We start from the raw sequence: 19,163 nt of genomic DNA, 5'->3' as shown, positions 1-19,163 counted from the left end.
CACGATCGATCTGCTCGATACTCGGACGATGGAGACCCGACTGCTCGAACAGTTCGTCACCGTCGCCGCCGAGGGCAGCGTCACCCGGGCCGCGGAACGGCTCTGGGCCGCGCAGTCCACGGTGTCCGCGGGCATCGCCTCGCTCGAGCGCAGCTTCGGCGTGCGGCTCTTCGACCGCACCGGACGACAGCTCGTGCTGACCCCCGCCGGCGAGGACCTGCTCCCCCACGCCCGCGCGGTGCTCGAGTCACTCGACCGGATGCGCGACCTGGCCACCGCTGACGACGCTGACCTGCGGGGCCGGGTGCGGCTCGGCATCTTCACGAGCATGGACATCGTCGACCTGACGGGCGTGCTGCAGCGGTTCCGGCGGCAGCACCCGCTCGTCGCCGTGGAGCTGATGACCTCGCCGTCGGGGACGACCGGCCTCGTGCAGGACCTCGTCGCCGGGCGGCTCGACATCGCCTACACGGGGCTGCCCACCGTGCCCGCCGGCGTCGTCGTGGAGCCGTTGCGGGAGATGCCGTTCCGGGTGTTCACCGCGTCGGACCACCCGCTCGCCGGCCGGTCGTCGGTGTCGCTCGCCGAACTCGCCGATGAACCCTTCGTCGACACGGCGCACGGGTTCGGCAACCGGATCATCCTCGACGGGGCACTCGAGCGGCTCGGGATCCGTCGGCGCATCGTCGCGGAGATGAACGACATGCCCGCCGTGATCCGGTTCGCCTCGGCCGGGCTCGGCGTCGGGGTCGTGCCGGACTCGGGGGTGCGGTACGACGGGGCGGTGCTCGACCTGGAGGACGAGGTCGACCCGCTCCGCATCGGCCTGGCGGTCCGGACGTCCCCGGAGCCGAGCCGTGCGGTCCGGACGCTGGCGCGCGACATCGTGGCGGCGCGGGTGGGGTGACCCTGGGCGCGCTCGGCTGTGCTTCGTGAGCAGGAACGGTCGCGTCACGGTGCGCGAGGCGACCGTTCCTGCTCACGATCTGACCACCGACGGACTGGAGGCACGGGTCGGGTCCGCCACGTGCCTCCAGGCCGTCAGTCCCCCCAGAACGTCGCGATGAGGGCGGGCAGGAGCCCGTCGGTCGGGACGTTGGTCTGTTCGATGGTGATCCAGGTGTCACCGCGGGCGAAGTACGTGTAGGCCTTCTCGACGCCGTACGGCTCGACGATCCCGCGGGACTGGCAGAATGTTCCGCCGTCACGCTCCGTGCAGGTCCCGCCGCCGTCGTACGCGGGGAACTCCTCGATCTCCCGCTGGATGGTCGCCTCGGTGGCGGTCCCGGCCCGGACCTCGATCCCGGACACGTCCGCGCGCGGGTCACGCCACGAGCAGGAGACCTTCGACTGGGTGCCCTCCGGGTCCTGACCGTCCGGCACTCGATCGGTACCCGACGGTGGGTCGGCCTGCGTCAGCGGGGTGTCACCGAAGAAGCGGTCGTAGTCCTCGGCGGGGACGAGCGCGCGACAGTCCGTGGGGATCGTCGGCGCGGCGGGGGTCGGTGTCGGCGTCGGGGTGGGCTTCGGCACCGGGGCACCCGTGATCGGGGCGGAGCTCGGCGTCGTGGAGGACGGCGCGGGCTCGGGCTGCTGGGTCTGGGTGGGAGCGGCGACCGGGTCGGCGTTCTGCTGCGACAGGGTCAGGGCGACCGCACCGGTCGCGGTGCCGACGGCGAGCAGCGCGACGACACCGATGACGATGCCGGACCGGCCCCGACGACGCTTCGGGAGCGGGGTGGCACGTTCGAGGACGTTCTGCTTCATCGAGACGAGCATGCGCTGCAGGTCGTCTCCCTGCGGAGGCTCAGTGTTCATCGTGCATCACCACCTTCTTGAGTCGTCGACGGTTGCGGGACACCCGCTGGGTGACCGCGCCGACCGTGAGTCCGAGGAGTTCGGCGGCCTCGGCGTACGAGTGCCCCTCGAGCAGGCAGAGCTCGCAGATGCGGCGGTCGAGGTCCGGGAGCGCGGCGATCTCGGCGCGGACCCAGCGCAGGGTCTCGCGGGCCTCGTCGTGGTCGGCGGGCGAGGCGAGGTGCTCCGGGAGCTCGTCCGTGCGGCGCCGGGCCTGCTTGCGCCCGGTGTTGAAGGCGTGGTTGCGGCACACGACGAGCAGCCACGGCAGCACCGTGTCCGCCGGCAGCTCGAGGGTCGCGGCGCGCTGCCAGAGCGTCAGGAACGCGTCCTGCACGATCTCCTCGACGTCGGACCGGTCGTCGACGAGCGCCCACGCGTAGCGGGTGAGGGTGGCGGCGTACCGGTCGAACGCCCGGGCGAGCGCGCCGGTGTCCCCTTGTGCCATCGCACGGACGAGTCCTTCGTCCGTGTCGGTGCCGGTCGTCACGTCCACATCCCACCTCCTTCACTCAGAGGTGTCGGCAGGACCCGCGATCCTGACAGGACCGTGGCGGATTCGTGATCTCGGGCGTGTCCGCCCGAAGCCGTCAGCCGTCAGACATCAGCCGTCAATGGAAGTCGTCGCCGTCGCCCTCGCCCGGCGTCTTGTGCCCGCCGAGCATGTCGTTGTCGTCCTGCTCGCTCGACGAGGCGAGCTGCAGCATCGCGAGCACGACGACGACCACGATGAACGCGACGCCGAGGAAGATCACGGCCAGCTGCAGTTCCCGCGTCGAGAACAGCACGACGAGCCCGGTGAACACCGCGATGATCGCGGAGATCCCGAGGAGCTCGACCGGGCGCAGACGGTCACGACGGCTGGGGGTGGTCATGCGTGTGGTGCTCCGTCCGGGGCGACGGCCGGCGTGGCCGTGCCCCACTTGTGCGAGAGGCCGGCGATCACGTGGAAGACGGCCGTGATGGCGAGGTACGCGCCGAGCAGGCCGACGAGCACGATCGAGGCGTCGAGGGTGCCGGTGACCTGCTCCACGCCACCGAGCTGCTGGGAGTAGTCCGGCGGCGTGACGAGGAAGGCGACCGCGAGCAGCAGCGTGAGGCCGCCGATCGTGGTCCAGTCGCGAGCGAAGGGCGAGCGCCGCCGGGCACGGAGCCCCTGCGACAGCTCGAGGGCCCCGGTCAGCACCGCGAACGCGACGATGACCGTGATGAAGGCCGGCAGCCCGAACCCGTTGCACGCGAACGCGGCGACGGCGGCGAGCAGGGTGATGACGGCCTGCAGCAGGGTCGTGCGACGCGAACGGCCGTCGAGGGGCAGTCGGGAGATCCCGCCGAACAGGAGCACGAGGCCCTCGACCAGGGCGAAGCCGCCGAACAGCAGGAGACCGTAGCCCGCGGCGTGGTTGGTCGAGAAGGTGATCACCATCGCGACGACCGCTGCGGGGACCGCCCGGAGGATCGGGATCGGCCAGTACCGCGCGCGCTGGGTCGCGTCTTCCACGGTGGTGGCGTCGTCCACGGTGTCGGACACGAGACCTCTTTCGGGCATGCGGATCGTGGATCCGATCCTACCGCCGGTGGGGTGGACGCCCGACCGGAGCGGATTCGACCCCCTGTGGACGTCCACACCCGTGCACCGGGACGACACCGCCGTCCGGTGCCGTCCCGGCGGTGTCAGGGCTGCTGCGGGCCGTCGGTCAGCGCGTTCCGGCGAGCACGACGTCGGGCGAGCCACCAGCACACGGACCCGGCGGCGGCGGCCAGGGCGGCGAGCGCCGCGGCGAGGCCGAGCCCTTCGGCGCCGGTGTAGGCGAGGGCTCCGACGGGGGCAGCCGCACGACGGTCGACTGCGGGGTCACCGGCTCCGCCGTCGTCGTCGACACCGGCGCCGTCACCGTCGTCACCACCGGAACCGTCACCACCGGCGTCCCCGTCGTCCGGAGCCGGCCCGGTCGTCGGCACGGGGCTCGGCGCGGGCCCCTCGTCGTCCGGGCCCACGACGATCGCGACGCCGGTGGACGGGTCGCCGCCGTCCGCGTCGGTCGGCGAGGTCGCCGTCGCCACGTTCACCACGTCGGAGCCGTCCCCCTGGTACGCGGGGTCGAGCTCGGCGCGGATGCGGAAGTCCAGGGTCTCGCCCACCTCGAGCGACACGTCGGAACTGCAGGTCACCCGCTGCCCCTCGGCCGTGCACCCGTCGTCGGAGCCCACGAACCGCATGGCCTGGGGCAGGTCGTCGACCGCGCCGACCTGCTGCGCCACCGACGGCCCCCGGTTCCGGGCCGTCACGAGGTACTCGACCTCGTCACCGGGCCGGACGGTCGACGGCGACACCGACTTGTCGGTCTCGACGTCGGCGGCGATCACCGGTGCCGTCACGGTGGTGGTCGCCCGCGAGGCGTTGTCGGCCTCGTTCGTGTCGGACAACGAGGTCGGCGGGGCGATGGTCGCAACGCTCTCCAGCGCTCCGGACGTGCCCTCGGCCACCCGGCCCTCGATCGTGACGACGGCCGAACCCCCTCGGGGCAACGACAGGTCGGTCGCGACGTCACCGGTGCCCGACCCGGTCGCGCAGGCGGAGCCGTCCGCGGCCGTGCAGGTCCAGGTGACGTCCTCGACGCCGTCGGGCACGTCGACCTGCAGCGGACTCGGGTCGGCGGCGTTCGGGCCGGGGTTCCGCGCCGTCACGGTGTAGCGGAGCGGTTCGCCCGCCGTCGCGGTCGCGGGCAGGTCGTGCTCGACGGACAGGTCCGCCGGCTTCCAGACCCGGAGCGCGTCGACCTCGTGCTTGTCGACGTGGCTGCCGGTGGCCCCGGCGAACCCGAGGCGCAGCGTGCTCGGCAGCGCGGCCTGGCCGTCGCCGTGCAGCGGGACCGAGTCGAGCACGGTGCGCATGGTCGAGCCGACCTGCAGCCGGACGGAGACCGCGAGCCCGCCGTCGTCGTCGGGCAGCAGGGTGATCCGGACCGTCCGGGGCGTGGATACGGCCGTCACGGTGCCACCGGGCGCCGCGGCACCGGCGACGTACCGGTAGCCCTCGGTCCCGTTGCCGGAGCCCCGGACCACCACGTGGTCGGGCTGCGCTCCGGGACCGGACCCGTTGATGCGTGACGAGAAGTTGCCGTAGTGGTCGATCGCGACGGCGGCGAAGCCCCCGGGGACGCCCGGCAGGTCGCACTCCCGGCCACCGCCCTCGGTCGCTTCCTTGCGGCAGGCGTACCCGAGACCGGCGCCGAAGGACCCGACGCCCTGTGCCGCTGCGCCGTCGGCCAGGTACAGCAGCAGGCCGTCGGCCCCGGGGTCGTCCTTCTCGGTGTGCATCGCGTACGTGAACTCGATCTCGAGCCCGGTGTCGGACGGGAACGTGTCGTTCGTCGACCACGCTCCCGCCTGGTTCCGGACGTCGTCGGTGAGCCGCAGCCGGCCGCCGGACACCGCGGCGTCACCGTGCAGGGCACCGCCGGACGCACTGGAGAACTGGTTGACGTACGGGAAGTCGAGGGCGGCCGCACTCGACCCGGACGGCAGGACGGCAGGCGCCGCGAGCACGCCGAGCGCGGTCAGGGTGGCGCACGCCGCGGCGAGACGGCGGACGACCCGCGAGCGGAACGACCGCCGGTCGACGGAAGGAGCTGGTACTGGTGCAGGTGCTGATGCAGTGGGATCTGTCATGCCCCGATGCTCGCGACCGGGACGTCACCCCCGGGCGGCGGCGAGACGATCTGTGGAACGCCCCCACGGGCCTCCCGGCTGTGGAGGAAGAACGACGCGAGCGGACCGCTCAGGCCAGCCACACCGTCGTCTCACCCGGCAGCAGCCCCGGTGCGACCCCGTCGAGCGGCCCGGACGCGACGACGACGGACCCGGCCGGCAGGGGCACCGGCGCGGTGCCGAAGTTCGTGACCGACCGCCAGCCGTCGTGCCGCGCGAACGCCACGACCTCGGAGCCGGACTCCAGCCACGTCAGCGCCTCCCCCTGCTGCAGGCGACGCCGTGCGGCCAGTGCCCGGCGGTACAGCGACAGGGTCGACTCGGGATCGCCGTCCTCGGCCTCGACCGAGGACTCCCCGAAGTCCTGCGGCTGCGGCAGGTGCGGTGCGACGTCCCCGAAGCCGAACGACGGCCCGGAGCGCGTCCACGGGATCGGCACCCGACAGCCGTCCCGGCCCTTCACGGTGTGCCCGGTGCGGAGCCACTTCGGGTCCTGCAGCAGGTCGCGCGGGATCGCGGCGGCCTCGTGCAACCCGAGCTCCTCGCCCTGGTAGACGTACGACGACCCGGGCAGCGCCAGCATCAGCATCGTCGCCGCTCGGGCCCGACGGAGCCCCCGTGCACGGTCGAGCTCCGGCGTCGTGCCGTCCGTCATGAGCCAGGCGTCGGTGTCGGTGCCGTCCGGCAGGCCGTAACGGGTGGGGTGCCGCACGACGTCGTGGTTCGAGAGCACCCAGGTGCTCGAGGCACCGGACTGCTCCGAGGCGGCCAGGTTCCGCTCGATGATCCGACGGAACACATCGGGCTCGAACGGAGCCTCGAGCAGGTCGAAGTTGAAGGCCTGCCCGAGCTCCGTCGGCCGGGCGTACAGGACACGGCGGGGTGCCGGGGCCCAGGCCTCTGCGACCGCGGCACGGGGCGGGTCGTACTCGTCGAGCACCCGGCGCCAGGTGGCGAAGATCTCGTGCACCTCGTCGCGGTCGTACAGCGGGTCGGAGCCGTCGAGCGGCAGGTCCTGCTCGTTCGACGGCCGGTACGGGGTCGACAGGTCCTTCGCCAGACCGTGCGCGACGTCCACGCGGAACCCGTCGACACCGCGGTCGGACCAGAAGCGCAGCGTGTCCTCGAAGTCGGCGCGGACCTCGGGGTTCGACCAGTCCAGGTCGGGCTGCTCGGGGGCGAACAGGTGCAGGTACCACTGCCCGTCGGGCACCCGGGTCCACGCGCTGCCACCGAAGTTCGAGACCCAGTCGCTCGGCGGCAGTTCCCCGGAGGCGCCCGAGCCCTCACGGAACACGTACCGCGCACGCTCGGCCGACCCCGGCGAGGACGCCAACGCGGCCCGGAACCACTCGTGCTGGTCCGAGGTGTGGTTCGGCACGATGTCGACGATGACCTTGAGGTCGTGCTCGTGGGCGGCCCGGACCAGGGCGTCCAGGTCGTCGAGGGACCCGAGCTTCGGGTCGACGGCGCGGTAGTCGGCGACGTCGTAGCCACCGTCGGCGAGCGGCGACGGGAAGAACGGGGAGAGCCACAGGGCATCGACGCCCAACGATGCCAGGTACGGCACCCGGCTCGTGATGCCCGCGACGTCACCGAGCCCGTCGCCGTCCGTGTCGGCGAAGCTGCGCGGGTAGACCTGGTAGACGACGGCATCGCGCCACCAGGTCGGGTCGGTGGTTCGTGGCGTGCTGGCCGGGGTCCGAAGCGTGGTCACGTCGCCACCGTACCCAGGGTGCTGGGAATAGCGCCCCCTACGATCGCATTGGTTGTCGCTGACACCTTTCCGTCCAGCAACAGCATCCCGCAACAGAAGGAGCTCCATGACGAACGTCCTCGTCCTCGTCGGCAGCCTGCGCGCCGACTCCATCAACCGCAAGCTCGCCGAGGCCGCCGCGCACCACGCGCCGGAGGGCATCGAGCTGCACACCTTCGACGGCATCGTCGACCTGCCGTTCTACAACGAGGACATCGACGGCGACACCCCGCCCGCCGCTGCCGTCGCCTTCCGCGACGCCGTCGCCACCGCGGACGCCGTCCTGCTGATCACCCCCGAGTACAACGGCACCATCCCCGCCGTCCTGAAGAACGCGCTCGACTGGGGTTCGCGTCCGTTCGGTGCCTCGCCGCTGTCCGGCAAGCCCCTCGCCGTGATCGGCTCGGCGTTCGGCCAGTACGGCGGCGTCTGGGCCCACGACGACGCCCGCAAGGCCGCCGGCATCGCCGGCGCGAAGGTCCTGGAGGACGTCAAGGTCGCCATCCCGCAGTCGGTCGTCCGCTTCGCGGAGACCCACCCGCGTGAGGACGCCGAGGTCACGACGCTCGTGCAGGGCGCGCTCACCGCGCTCGCCGAGGCCGCAGCCGGCACGGACGAGCAGGCAGCCGCGTAACGCGACGAACCGCCGGACAGGAGGCCCGTGGCGACCCCGCCACGGGCCTCCTGTCCGTCCGGTGCGGACGCACCGGTCGTGGCAGAACCCGGGAGTTCACTAGACGGCCGAGATACGAGACGGGTTACCCTGAACGCCATGTCGACGCAGGAGATCACCGAGGCGTCCGGGTACTGGTTCCCGGACGACGACGCGACCCAACGTGGGGTCGCGGTGCTGAATGCCCTGCGCCGGTACCGATCGGCCGAGACGGCCATGCGCCGCCGGACCCGTGACTCGATGGGCATGGGCGAGACCGACCTGCTCGCCGTGCGCTTCCTGCTGCAGGCGCAGCGCTCCGGCACCACCGTGAGCCCGAAGGACCTCGCCGCGTACCTCAAGATCTCGTCGGCCTCGACGACGATCCTCATCGACCGCCTGGTCAAGTCGAACCACGTCCGCCGCGATCCGCACCCCACCGACCGCCGGGCCCTCGTCATCACGCCGACGACCGAGACCGACGACGAGGTCCGCGCCACGCTCGGCGTGATGCACCGCCGGATGATGTCGATCGCCGAGGGGCTCCCCGCGTCCGAGGCGCGGATCGTCGCCGGGTTCCTGGAGCAGATGCGCGACGCCGTCGACCAGGTCGACCCCGCGCCGTCGCACTGAGCGACACTGCACCGAACGACCTCGGGGGACGCTGCCTCCGAGCGCACTGAGAGCGCGCACTGCGGCACCGCGTAGACCGGAACGGTCACACCGACGCGAAAGGAGCCACAACCATGCACGCTTCGGACAAGATGGCCAAGAACCTCCAGGCGGTCCTCGTGGACCTCATCGACCTGCACCTGCAGGGCAAGCAGGCCCACTGGAACATCCTGGGCACCAACTTCCGCGACCTCCACCTGCAGCTCGACGAGATCGTCGACGCAGCTCGTGAGTTCGCCGACGACACCGCCGAGCGCATGCGTGCGCTGTACCTCGTGCCGGACGGCCGCTCGGCGACCGTCTCCGCGGGCAGCCACCTCGACGCGTTCCCCTCGGGCGAGATCACCACGCACGACGCCATCGACCAGGTCACGCTCCGGCTGTACCAGGCGACCGGCACCATGCGCGATGTCCACGACGAGGTCGACGACGAGGACCCGACGACCGCGGACCTGCTCCACGGCTTCATCGAGCGCCTCGAGCAGCTCGCGTGGATGGTCTCCGCCGAGAACCGCGCGCCCAGCACCCCGCTGGCCTCCGCGACCACGCCCGCCGTCGCCGACGCGTCGGCACACGCGTAGGGGCTCGGGTGGACCTCGGTATCCAGGGCAAGACCGCACTCGTCTTCGGCGGCGACTCCGGCATCGGGTGGAACACGGCGCGCATCCTCCTGGCAGAGGGTGCGACCGTGGTCGTCACGGACATCGACCAGAGCCGTCTGGACACCAGTGCGGACCAGCTCGAGGCGCCGATCGGAAAGCTGCACGCCTTCGCCGCCGACGTCCGGAGCGCCGAGAGCCTCGCCGCCCTGCACGACAAGGTGCGTGAAGCGGTCGGCGAGATCGACATCCTGGTGCAGTCCTCGGGCGTCACCGGCGCCCAGGGCATGTTCCACGAGATCGACGAGGCCGGCTGGGCGGAGACGCTCGACATCGACCTGATGGGGCCGGTGCGGATCACGCGCGAGTTCATCGGCGACCTGCGACAGGGCGGCTGGGGACGCATCGTCTACCTGGTGTCCGAGGACGCCTCGCAGCCGTACGACGACGAGCTGCCCTACTGCGCCGCCAAGGCCGGGGTGCTCTCGTTCGCGAAGGGCCTGTCGCGCTCCTACGCCTCCGAGGGCCTGCTGGTGAACACGGTCTCCCCCGCGTTTATCCACACGCCGATGACCGACGCGATGATGGACAAGCGGGCCAAGCAGCGCGGGACCTCGTTCGACGAGGCCATCGGCAGCTTCCTCGAAGAGGAGCGACCGTACATGGAGCTCAAGCGCCGCGGCGAGCCGGAAGAGGTCGCGAACGTCGTGGCCTTCCTGTGCTCGGACCTGGCCAGCTTCGTGAACGGCGCCAACTACCGGGTCGACTCCGGCTCGGTCGCCACGATCTGATCGTGGCACCACAGCACCGCCAGGAGGCGTCATGACCGACTTCCGCTACCTCATCGTCGGCGGCGGGATGGTCGCCGACGCTGCTGCCCGTGGCATCCGCGAGCTCGACACCGACGGGTCGATCGGCATCCTCAGCGAGGACGTCGACCGGCCCTACGCCCGGCCCGCGCTCTCGAAGAAGCTCTGGACCGATCCGGACTTCAGCTGGGACGACAAGGTCGACCTGCGCACCGAGGAGACCGGGGCGCAGTTCGTCCTGGGAACCGCGGTCACCGGGATCGACCGTGCCGCGAAGACCGTCACGACGGCCGACGGCGCGACCCACGGCTACGAGCGGCTCCTGCTCGCAACCGGCGGGAAGCCACGCGGGCTGCCGGGGCTGTCCCCGTCGGCACGCGTGCTCGACTACCGCAGCGCGTCGGACTACCGCCGGCTGCGTGAACTCGCGGACGCCGGAGCACACGTCGCCGTCGTCGGCGGCGGGTACATCGGTCAGGAGATCACGGCGGGCATCGTGCAGAACGGCGCACGCGTCACGCTGGTCGACCCGGACGAGGTCGTCGGCGGACGGATGTTCCCGGAGGACCTGGCACGGGCGTTCCAGCAGCGCTTCGTCGACCACGGCGTCGAGCTCCGCACCGGCCGCCGGGTGTCCGAGGGCACCGAGACGGCCGACGGCGTGCGGCTGACGCTCGACGACGGCTCCGTGGTCGAGGCCGACGCGGTCGTCGCCGGACTCGGCATCGAACCCGCGACGCAGCTCGCCGCCGACGCCGGACTCACCGTCCGCGACGGCATCGTGGTGACCTCGACGCTGCTCACCGACGACGACTCCGTGTTCGCCGCCGGTGACGTCGCCGAGTACCCGGACCGGATCCTCGGCACCCGCCGGGTGGAGCACGTCGACAACGCCCAGCAGCAGGGTCGGCAGGCAGGCCGCAACCTGGCCGATGCCGACGAGACCTACGACCACACGCCGATGTTCTACTCCGACGTCTTCGACATGGGGTACGAGGCCGTCGGACAGGTCAGCTCGAAGCTCCGCACGGTCGAGGACTGGCAGGACCCCACCGTCACCGGCGTCGTCTACTACCTGGACGACGACGACACGGTCCGGGGCGTGCTGCTCTGGAACGTGTGGGACAAGACCGACGAGGCCCGCAAGGTGCTCGCCGAGGCGAACGCGCTGACGCCCGACATGCTGCCGGGCCGCATCACGCCCTGACCGCTCGCCCGTCGCGGTGGTCGCGACTGCCTGGAGGCCCGGTGCCGGTCCGGTGGACCGGCACCGGGCCTCCAGGCGGTCACCCGCAGATCGCGGCGGACGCTGGTCCGACCGCGCCCGCTACTTCGACTCCGGCGCGACTTCGTCGACGACCGCCCGGCGGTCCGCCGGGTCGACCGGCAGGTCGTCGCCGTCCGCCATCGCGACGGCGTGTGCGGACTTGGCCGCCTCGAGCGTCTCGTCGTCGTTCCTGGCCATCCCGAACAGCTCGATGAACCGCGACTTGACCAGCAACCAGGCGTCCCCCGGGCTGAGCCGCGCCAGGTCCGACGACGTCGAGTCGTCGCGCACCCGCTGCAGCGACGACACGCCCCGGTCGGGGATCCGGTGGTCGACGTGCGCCACCGCGAGCCGTGCGACCGCGTCGGCCTGTGCGTGCATGACCGAGTGTGCGCCGTCGACGACCTCACGGAGGACCGCGTACGGGAACACCCGCGCCAACCGACGGACCCAGTCCCGCGGCACCATCGCGTCGTGCTCACCGCGGACGATCAGGGTGCGGGCCTGCACGTGGGCGGCGCGCTCCTCGATCGGGAACGCGATCATCCGCGGCAGGACCTTCCGGAACCAGTGCCACCCGCACAGTGCGTACGCCGTGATGCCGTGCCAACGGACCGCGGCGGGCTCGTGCAGCGTCGACCGGAGGAACCGGAACGCCGACTGCCGCACCGTGCGTGCCGACGAGTCGACCACCGGGCTGATGAGCACGAGGTCGGAGATCCCCGGGCGGCGGGCGGCGACCTCGGTGACGACCTGGGTGCCCATCGAGTGCCCGACCAGGACCGGGTCCTGGAGCCCGAGGTCGTCGATGACCCGCTCGACCGCGTCGGCGTAGCGCTCGATCGAGACCTTCCCGCGGAACCGCGGGACCCCGGCGAAGCCCGGCAGGTCGAGCGCGTGCACCGGCCCGTTCTCGTTGAGGTGCGGGGCGAGCCGCTCGTAGTAGGTCGAGGCGATGCCGAGCCCCGCGACGAGCACGAAGGCCCGCTCGCCCGGCTCGCCGACCGAGCTCACCCGGACGTAGGTGCCGTCGACCGCGACCCGGTCCACCTGCACCGTGACGTCGGCGTCCTCGGCCTGGGCGAGTTCGCCGGCCGGGTCCGGCCGGGGTGCCTGGCGTTCGTCGTCCACGTGGGTCTCCTCCGGTCGGGCGGTCGCCCAGGATACCCGGCCGCCGTCCGCGCGGGCGGCGACGACGTGCTCAGCCGCTGAAGGTGTTCGCTGGGAACCCGTGCACCGTCGTCGGCACCGCGAAGACCGCGCCGGACCGCGGCGCCTGCTCCAGGTCCTGCTCGGTGAGGTTCTCGCGGGCCGTCCCGACGAAGAGCGTCGACATGTCCGGGCCGCCGAACGCCACCGACGTCGGGTTGGCGACGGGGAGTTCCACCGTCTCCAGGTGCGAGCCGTCCGGCCCGTAGCGCTCGACGCGGGACCCGCCGTAGATCGCGCTCCAGAAGCAGCCCTCGTCGTCGCGGACCAGGCCGTCGTGCGCCTGACCGACGATGAACGGATCGAGTTCGCCGAGCTCGCCGTCCGGGCCGTACGACCCCCGGAAGACGGTCGAGGCGCTGGTGTCGGTGACGTACATCGTGCTGCCGTCCTCCGACCACTCCATGCCGTTCGTCACGCCGAAGCCGCCGCGGAGCACCCGGGTCGTGCCGTCGGCCTCGATCGAGTAGAGCGCTGCGTCTGGCTCGCCGGTCGTCACGTTCATGCTGCCGACCAGGAACCGGCCGAACGGGTCGCACTTGCCCTCGTTGAACCGGTTGCCCGAGGTGCTGTGGGTGACGCGGGCGATCTCACGCTCCACGGATCCCTGCTCGTCCGTCACCACGACGGTGTCGCCGAGGGCCGCGACGAACCCGCCGGAGGCCCGGGGCTGGAAGCTCGCCAGCGGGGGCGGCAGCGGCACGCTCGAGCGCACGGTGCCGTCGGCCTCGGCGGTGTTGAGGGTGCCGAGGGTGATGTCGGCCCACCGGAGCAGCTGTGCGGACGGGTCCCAGACGATGCTCTCGGCGAGGACCGCTCGGGCGTCGGCGAAGACGGTCGCGGGGCCGGTCGTGACGTTGGTGCTCATCGACCCCGTCTACCTCGGGGGCGGTCCGTGCCCGTTCAGGCGTGGCGCGGCGGCGAGTTCACGGGCTCAGCGACACCTCACGCCCGCTTCGGCCCGTGAGGTGTCGCGCAGCGCGAAAGTCCGCGGCGGCGCCCGCGGGTCAGAGGCGGGCGAACCGCGCGCGGAAGAAGCTGTAGACGCCGAAGGCCAGGAACCCGATGCCGATCGCGACGAGGACGAACACCCCACCGGGCATGCTCCGCACCGCGTCGAACGCGGCGTCGAGGCCGGTGGCCTGGTCGGGGTCGCTCTGCAGCCCCGCGACGGCGATGAGCACGCCCACGATGACCACGGCGATGCCCTTGCCGACGTACCCGACGACGCCGAGCACGGTGACCACGCGGTCGAGCTGGCCCGACGGTCGCGTGATCTGCTTGCGGAACGACCGGCGGCAGCCGATCACCACGAGGCCGATGCCGACCGCGACCGCGATCGCCCCGGCCAGGACCAGCACGAACACCCCGCCCGGTGTCGCCAGGGTCTTCGCCGCGGCACTCTGCGACGAGCTGCTCGAGCTCGAGCCGGCTCCGAGCGCGTACGAGGCCGCCGAGTACGCGATCACGCCGTAGACCACGGCCTTCGCGACGTCCTTCAGCCGGGCGAGCCAGCCACGGTTGGTGTCGGAACGGCCGCCGACGATCGCCTCGACGACCAGACGCACGGTGAGTGCGGCCGTGCCGACGGCGATCAGCCAGAGCAGGAACACCCCACCGGGGACCGCGGCGATCTGCTGCAGCGCACCGGACTGGTCCGTCTCGCCGCCGGAGGACGCGTTGCCGATCCCGAGCAGGATCGCCAGGTACCCGATCAGCAGGTGGACGATGCCGCTGCCGACGAACCCGGCGCGTGCCGTGACCTCGAACCAGCGGCTGTCGGCCGCCCGCCGGACCTGTCGTCCGGTTTCCTTCGCTGCGTGCTCCGCCGTGTCGCTCATCACGGCCCAGCGTGCCCGACGCGTGCCGTCCTGTCCGGGGCGCGCCGGGCCGTGCGGTCCGCCCCGTGGCGGACGGGAGGCCCGTGGCGGTGCCGCCACGGGCCTCCCGTCCGCCGGTGGGCGCGTCTCAGTCGCCCTTCACGTTGACGACCTGCCGCAGGGTGTGCCGGATCGACACGAGGTCCTCGGCGTCCGCCATGACCTGGTCGATCGGCTTGTAGGCCGCCGGGATCTCGTCGAGGAACGCGTCGGTGTCGCGGTACTCGATGCCGGCCATCGCCTCGCGCAGCTGCTCGTGGGTGAAGGTCCGCCGGGCAGCGCTCCGCGAGAACAGCCGGCCCGCACCGTGCGGCGACGACTCGAGCGAGGGCTTGTTGCCGAGCCCCTCGACCACGTACGACGCGGTGCCCATCGACCCGGGGATCAGGCCGGGCTGACCGGCCTTCGCCTGGATCGCACCCTTGCGTGAGACCCACACGGACTTGCCCCAGTGCGTCTCACGCTGCGTGAAGTTGTGGTGGCAGTTGATCCGCTCGCGCTCGTCGACGGGCGTGCCGACGGCCTCGGACAGCTGCCGGACGACGCGGTCCATCATCTCCTCGCGGTTGAGCAGCGCGAAGTGCTGGGCCCACCGGAGCTCGGCGATGTACCGGTCGAACTCCGGCGTGCCCTCGACCAGGTAGGCCAGGTCGGGGTCCGCCAGCTGGATCCACCACCGCTCCATGGCCTTCTTGGCGACCTTGATGTGCCGCTGCGCGATCTTGTTGCCGACGCCCCGCGACCCGGAGTGCAGGAAGAGCCAGACCCGGTCCTGCTCGTCGAGGGAGACCTCGATGAAGTGGTTGCCGGACCCGAGCGTGCCGAGCTGGTTCCGCCAGCCGCCGTGCACGCCGTCGGGGTCGAACCCGGCGGTCTCGGCCATCGCCTCGAGCTCGGCGATCCGGGGTGCGGCGGTCGCCACGATCTTCCGGTTCGACGCACCGGCCGACAGCGGGATCGCGCGCTCGATCTGCTCGCGCAGCCCCTGCAGGTCAGCGGGCAGGTCGGTGGCGGTGAACTGCGTGCGGACCGCGATCATGCCGCAGCCGATGTCCACACCGACGGCCGCCGGCATGATCGCGCCGAGGGTCGGGATGACGGACCCGACGGTGGCCCCGAGGCCGAGGTGTGCGTCGGGCATGAGGGCCAGGTGCGGGAACACGAACGGCATGCGCGCGGTCGTGCGGGCCTGCTGCTCGGTGTTGTCCTCGAGCATCGAGGCCCAGCTCAGCAGCCGGTCGTTGATCTTCTTCATGGAGTCGTCTCGCTTTCGTGACGGTCGAGGTGACGGTCCGAGACGGTCGTACGCCGGGCCTCCTGGTCGTCGCCGGACGTGGCGGACGGAAGGAAGCGGTGCTGACGAACGCCCCGGGCCGGGTGGGCACGGGGCGTCGTGGGACGTCGCGTGCCTACGCGGGATAGCGGAGGGACCACTGCTGCTCGGGCAGCACGGCGGCCGCGGCGAGCTGGAGCTCGACGCGTTCCTCGTTGTGCTGCACGGCGCGCATGCGCGGTCCTTCCGGTGTGCCCGGGGCGGGCGGTCTGCCTGATCGGCAGGAGCACGACGCTAGTGCGACACGCCCGGGATGCGCAAGTCGCGTGGGCGTGTCGGTCGGGCGCCGGGGGTTCGCCGGCGGCTGTCCTGGGGTGCTCCGGCGGTTCGCCGGTGGTTCTCCACAGGCGGGAGGCCCGGCGTGCGTTCTCCACGAGGGGTACGTCCGCCTGATGGTCGCCACCGGGGCCGGGGCAGGCTGGACGCATGACCGAGCGCACGCGAGACACCCCCGACGCGACCGAGAACGAGGAACGGACGAACGGGTACGTCCCGCTCCGTTCGTACGGCGCGATCGGCGATGGGCGGACGGTCGCCCTCATCGCACTCGACGGCCGGATCGACTGGCTGCCGATCCCGTCGATGGACTCGCCGCCGGTGTTCGCGAGCATCGTCGACGCCGAGCACGGCGGACACGTCGCCCTGCGGCCCGTGGACGACCAGGCGCAGGTGTCCCGCGCCTACCTGCCGGGGACGAACGTGCTCGTGACGACGTGGACGACCCCGTCCGGCACCGCCACCGTGACCGACGCCATGGTCACCGGTGTGGCCGGACGCCTGCCGTGGGCCGAGATCGGCCGCTGCGTGCAGGGGGTCGAAGGGTCGGTCGAGATGGAGTGGGCGGTCGTGCCCGGCACGATCCTGAACACGGCGGAACCGCGCCGACTCGACACCGCGAACGGCACCGTCATCGGGATCGACGGCGTCACCATAGCGATCGTCGAGCAGGGCTTCGAACCGGTGCACGACGACGGTCCCCGGTTCTCGGGGCGGTTCACGACGACCGAGGGCTCGAAGTCGATCCTGACCATCGTCGGCACGTACGACGAGCCGATCTTCCTGCCCGAGCCGGAGCGCACGCTCGAGGGGGTCGACCGCACGATCGAGAACTGGTCGACCTGGTCGAAGGAGTTCAGCTACGACGGCCCCTGGTCGGACGCCGTCCAGCGCAGCGCCCTCGCCCTGAAGCTCCTGATCTTCGCCCCCACCGGCGCCATCGCCGCGGCCCCGACGACGAGCCTGCCCGAGGACCGCACGGGCGGGAAGAACTGGGACTACCGGTTCGCCTGGGTGCGCGACCTGGCGTACACGGTGCACGCGCTCACCCGCTTCGGTCTGCGCGAGGAGACGCACGCCGCCGTGTCGTGGGTGATGCGCACGATCGCCGAGCACGACGAGACGATGCCGATCTTCTACGGACTCGACGGGTCGAAGAGCGACACCGTCGAGGAGCGCGACGTCCCGGGCTGGAACGGCATCGGGCCGGTCACGATCGGCAACCGCGCGGGTGACCAGCTGCAGCTCGGGGTCTGGGGCGACGTGTTCGAGATCATGCGGCAGTACGTCCGGGCCGGCAACGTGCTCGACCGCAAGACGGCCTCGGTGCTGCAGGACCTGGCCGACGACGCGTGCCACCGTTGGCCGGAGCCCGACTCGGGCATGTGGGAGCTGCAGGAGGCGCAGCACTACACGACGAGCAAGATCGGCTGCTGGCAGGCGCTCGACGCCGCGGTCGAGCTGCACGACGCGGGGATGATCGACGGCCCGCGCGAGAAGTGGATCGAGAACCGCGAGCTCATCGAGGACTGGGTCGCCGAGAACGGGTGGAACGAGGAGCTCGGCCACTACGTCATGTACCCGGGCACCGACGCGCTCGACTGCTCGATCCTGCTGCACGCGATGTCGGCGTTCGACCGCGGACCGCGCATGGAGTCCACGATCCGGGCGATCGAGGAGCAGCTGCAGCACGGCCCGCTCGTGTACCGGTACTCCGGCATCCAGGACGAGGAATCGCCGTTCGTGGCGTGCTCGTTCTGGCTCGCTGCGGCCCTCGCCTGCGTCGGAAGGGTCGACGACGCGAAGCAGCTGATGGACGACATGGTCGCGCAGGCGAACGACGTCGGCCTGTTCAGCGAGATGCTCAGTGCCGTCGACGGGGACTTCATGGGCAACATCCCCCAGGGTCTGTCGCACCTGGCCCTCATCCAGGCCGCGCTGACCATCGAAGAAGTCTCAGAGAAGTCCTGACCGGGCTGGACGAACCGTCGGGGGCGCGGGGCATCATGGTCTGACGATGAACGACGTCGATGCACGGATGGACCGGCTCCGCAGGGCCGCGCGCTACCGCTACCAGCAGCTCGTCGACCAGGAGATCGAGCGGGGGTCGCTCGACCCCGACGAGGTGCGTTCGGAACGTGAGGAACGTCGGCTGCTCAAGGCCGCCGACGTCGCGGCGCACGCCCGGGCCCAGATCGCGGAGGCCGAGCGGCGCGGGGTCTTCGAGGGCAACCCGTACCACGGCAAGCCGCTGCCGGGCCTCGACGGGCAGCACGACCCGGACTGGTGGATCAAGTCGAAGATCGAGCGTGAGGACATCCGGGGCATCGCTCCGCCGGCGCTGGCGCTCCGCACCGAGGACGCCGAACTCGACGACGCACTCGACGCGCTGTCGCTGGAGTCCGACGTGCGGGACGTCCTGGTGGACTTCAACGCGCGGGTGAAGGAGGCCCGACGGCAGCTGCTCGGCGGGCCGCCGGTGGTGACGCCGATGCGCGACGTCGAGGCCGAGGTGCTCGCCTGGCGGGAACGCCGCGAGGTGCGCATGGCGTCGGCCGCGCGGGCTGCGGAGCAGGCGCGGCTCGAGGCGAAGCCCCGGCAGTGGTGGCGGCGCCGCTGAGCGGTGGCGCGGCGCGGTGCGGCGCGGTGGGGTCCGGGCGCGATTTCGCGCTGAGCGACAGTTCTCGCGGACGTGAGCACGTGAGGTGTCGCCCAGCCCGTAATGACGGCGGCCGCCGGCCCGGCGTCCGCACATGACGGACGGGAGGCCCGGTGCCAGCTGGCACTGGGCCTCCCGTCCGTCGTGTGCGCCCGTTCTTTCCCATCGCGCGCGCGGTGGTTCGCAAGAACGGGCGTACCTGGTCGAAAGAACTCGCCAGGTACGCCCGATTCCACCAGGTACGCCCGGTTCCGCCAGGTACGCCAGGTACGCCCGGTTCCGCCAGGCGCACGACGCGCAACGCACGCCGGCCCGGGCCACGCTGCTGCGTGGTCCGGGCCGACTGTGGTGGTGCGGGGTGTTACTTGATCTGTGCGGTGATGGTGGCGGTGCCGACGAGGAGGCCGCGCTTGACGGCGTCGGTGCCGAAGGTCTTGTTCAGCAGGCCGGCGGCGTCTTCGCTGATGTGGACGGTGGTGCCGG

The 19,163-nt window shown here is 71.9% G+C and carries 18 protein-coding genes; 8 read left to right on the top strand and 10 right to left on the bottom strand.

All coding sequences use genetic code 11. From position 1 onward, the window contains the following. Positions 1–28: 28 nt before the first annotated feature. Positions 29–907, top strand: a complete 879-nt coding sequence (locus BIU91_RS07520; protein ID WP_071404888.1) for a LysR family transcriptional regulator — start codon at positions 29–31, stop codon at positions 905–907. A gap of 134 nt (positions 908–1,041) precedes the next feature. Here BIU91_RS07520 and BIU91_RS07515 read toward each other — a convergent pair whose 3' ends face one another. The 6 genes from BIU91_RS07515 to BIU91_RS07490 form a co-directional block, all read right to left on the bottom strand. Next, the gene (locus BIU91_RS07515) at positions 1,042–1,818 is read right to left on the bottom strand and encodes a hypothetical protein (protein WP_139196598.1); all 777 of its coding nucleotides are present in this window, start codon (positions 1,816–1,818) and stop codon (positions 1,042–1,044) included. Next, positions 1,808–2,347 carry a sigma-70 family RNA polymerase sigma factor gene (locus BIU91_RS07510; protein WP_017886488.1) on the bottom strand — a complete coding sequence of 180 codons (540 nt, stop codon included), beginning with the start codon at positions 2,345–2,347 and terminating at the stop codon, positions 1,808–1,810. Before BIU91_RS07510 ends, BIU91_RS07515 begins: the two co-directional genes overlap by 11 nt. Positions 2,348–2,468: 121 nt before the next feature. Then, positions 2,469–2,732: a hypothetical protein gene (locus tag BIU91_RS07505; protein ID WP_071404886.1), complete on the bottom strand. Its 264-nt coding sequence runs from the start codon at positions 2,730–2,732 to the stop codon at positions 2,469–2,471. Further along, on the bottom strand, positions 2,729–3,388 hold the full coding sequence (locus tag BIU91_RS07500) for a DUF308 domain-containing protein (protein WP_084740820.1): 660 nt from the start codon (positions 3,386–3,388) through the stop codon (positions 2,729–2,731). Before BIU91_RS07500 ends, BIU91_RS07505 begins: the two co-directional genes overlap by 4 nt. 143 nt (positions 3,389–3,531) lie before the next feature. Next, positions 3,532–5,529 (bottom strand): DUF11 domain-containing protein, encoded by a 1,998-nt coding sequence (locus BIU91_RS07495; RefSeq protein WP_084740817.1) that lies wholly within the window; start codon positions 5,527–5,529, stop codon positions 3,532–3,534. A gap of 109 nt (positions 5,530–5,638) precedes the next feature. Then, on the bottom strand, positions 5,639–7,285 hold the full coding sequence (locus tag BIU91_RS07490) for a glycoside hydrolase family 13 protein (RefSeq protein ID WP_071404884.1): 1,647 nt from the start codon (positions 7,283–7,285) through the stop codon (positions 5,639–5,641). A gap of 106 nt (positions 7,286–7,391) precedes the next feature. On the opposite strand from BIU91_RS07490, the gene BIU91_RS07485 reads away from it, so the two are divergent. The 5 genes from BIU91_RS07485 to BIU91_RS07465 all read left to right on the top strand — a co-directional run bounded on the left by BIU91_RS07485 (position 7,392) and on the right by BIU91_RS07465 (position 11,263). Then, positions 7,392–7,958 (top strand): NAD(P)H-dependent oxidoreductase, encoded by a 567-nt coding sequence (locus BIU91_RS07485; RefSeq protein WP_027464982.1) that lies wholly within the window; start codon positions 7,392–7,394, stop codon positions 7,956–7,958. 138 nt (positions 7,959–8,096) lie between these two features. Next, complete coding sequence (locus BIU91_RS07480; RefSeq protein ID WP_071404883.1) at positions 8,097–8,609, top strand: MarR family transcriptional regulator; 513 nt, start codon at positions 8,097–8,099, stop codon at positions 8,607–8,609. A 113-nt stretch (positions 8,610–8,722) separates the two neighbouring features. Next, positions 8,723–9,229 (top strand): DNA starvation/stationary phase protection protein, encoded by a 507-nt coding sequence (locus BIU91_RS07475; RefSeq protein WP_071404882.1) that lies wholly within the window; start codon positions 8,723–8,725, stop codon positions 9,227–9,229. Positions 9,230–9,237: 8 nt separating this feature from the next. Next, on the top strand, positions 9,238–10,038 hold the full coding sequence (locus BIU91_RS07470; protein ID WP_071404881.1) for an SDR family oxidoreductase: 801 nt from the start codon (positions 9,238–9,240) through the stop codon (positions 10,036–10,038). 31 nt (positions 10,039–10,069) lie between these two features. Continuing rightward, a complete protein-coding gene (locus BIU91_RS07465; protein ID WP_071404880.1) occupies positions 10,070–11,263 on the top strand; it encodes an FAD/NAD(P)-binding oxidoreductase in 1,194 nt (397 codons plus the stop codon). 120 nt (positions 11,264–11,383) lie between these two features. On the opposite strand, the gene BIU91_RS07460 is transcribed toward BIU91_RS07465, so the two are convergent. From BIU91_RS07460 to BIU91_RS07445, 4 genes are all read right to left on the bottom strand, one after another. Further along, entirely contained in the window at positions 11,384–12,454 is a 1,071-nt protein-coding gene (locus tag BIU91_RS07460) for an alpha/beta fold hydrolase (RefSeq protein ID WP_071404879.1), read from the bottom strand. Positions 12,455–12,524: 70 nt separating this feature from the next. After that, positions 12,525–13,400 carry an SMP-30/gluconolactonase/LRE family protein gene (locus BIU91_RS07455; RefSeq protein WP_071404878.1) on the bottom strand — a complete coding sequence of 292 codons (876 nt, stop codon included), beginning with the start codon at positions 13,398–13,400 and terminating at the stop codon, positions 12,525–12,527. Positions 13,401–13,539: 139 nt separating this feature from the next. Further along, positions 13,540–14,373, bottom strand: a complete 834-nt coding sequence (locus BIU91_RS07450) for a DUF1206 domain-containing protein (RefSeq protein WP_071404877.1) — start codon at positions 14,371–14,373, stop codon at positions 13,540–13,542. 127 nt (positions 14,374–14,500) lie between these two features. Further along, the gene (locus BIU91_RS07445) at positions 14,501–15,667 is read right to left on the bottom strand and encodes an RtcB family protein (protein ID WP_071404876.1); all 1,167 of its coding nucleotides are present in this window, start codon (positions 15,665–15,667) and stop codon (positions 14,501–14,503) included. A 504-nt stretch (positions 15,668–16,171) separates the two neighbouring features. Between BIU91_RS07445 and BIU91_RS07440 the strand changes: the two genes are divergently transcribed. Both BIU91_RS07440 and BIU91_RS07435 read left to right on the top strand, forming a co-directional pair. Next, positions 16,172–17,992: a glycoside hydrolase family 15 protein gene (locus BIU91_RS07440; protein ID WP_071404875.1), complete on the top strand. Its 1,821-nt coding sequence runs from the start codon at positions 16,172–16,174 to the stop codon at positions 17,990–17,992. Positions 17,993–18,038: 46 nt separating this feature from the next. Then, a complete protein-coding gene (locus BIU91_RS07435; RefSeq protein ID WP_071404874.1) occupies positions 18,039–18,641 on the top strand; it encodes a DUF1992 domain-containing protein in 603 nt (200 codons plus the stop codon). Positions 18,642–19,163 lie beyond the last annotated feature (522 nt).

Origin of the sequence: Curtobacterium sp. MMLR14_002 (assembly GCF_001864975.1) — a bacterium.
Classification (GTDB): Bacteria; Actinomycetota; Actinomycetes; order Actinomycetales; family Microbacteriaceae; genus Curtobacterium; species Curtobacterium flaccumfaciens.
This window is presented reverse-complemented; position numbering and strand designations above follow the sequence as displayed.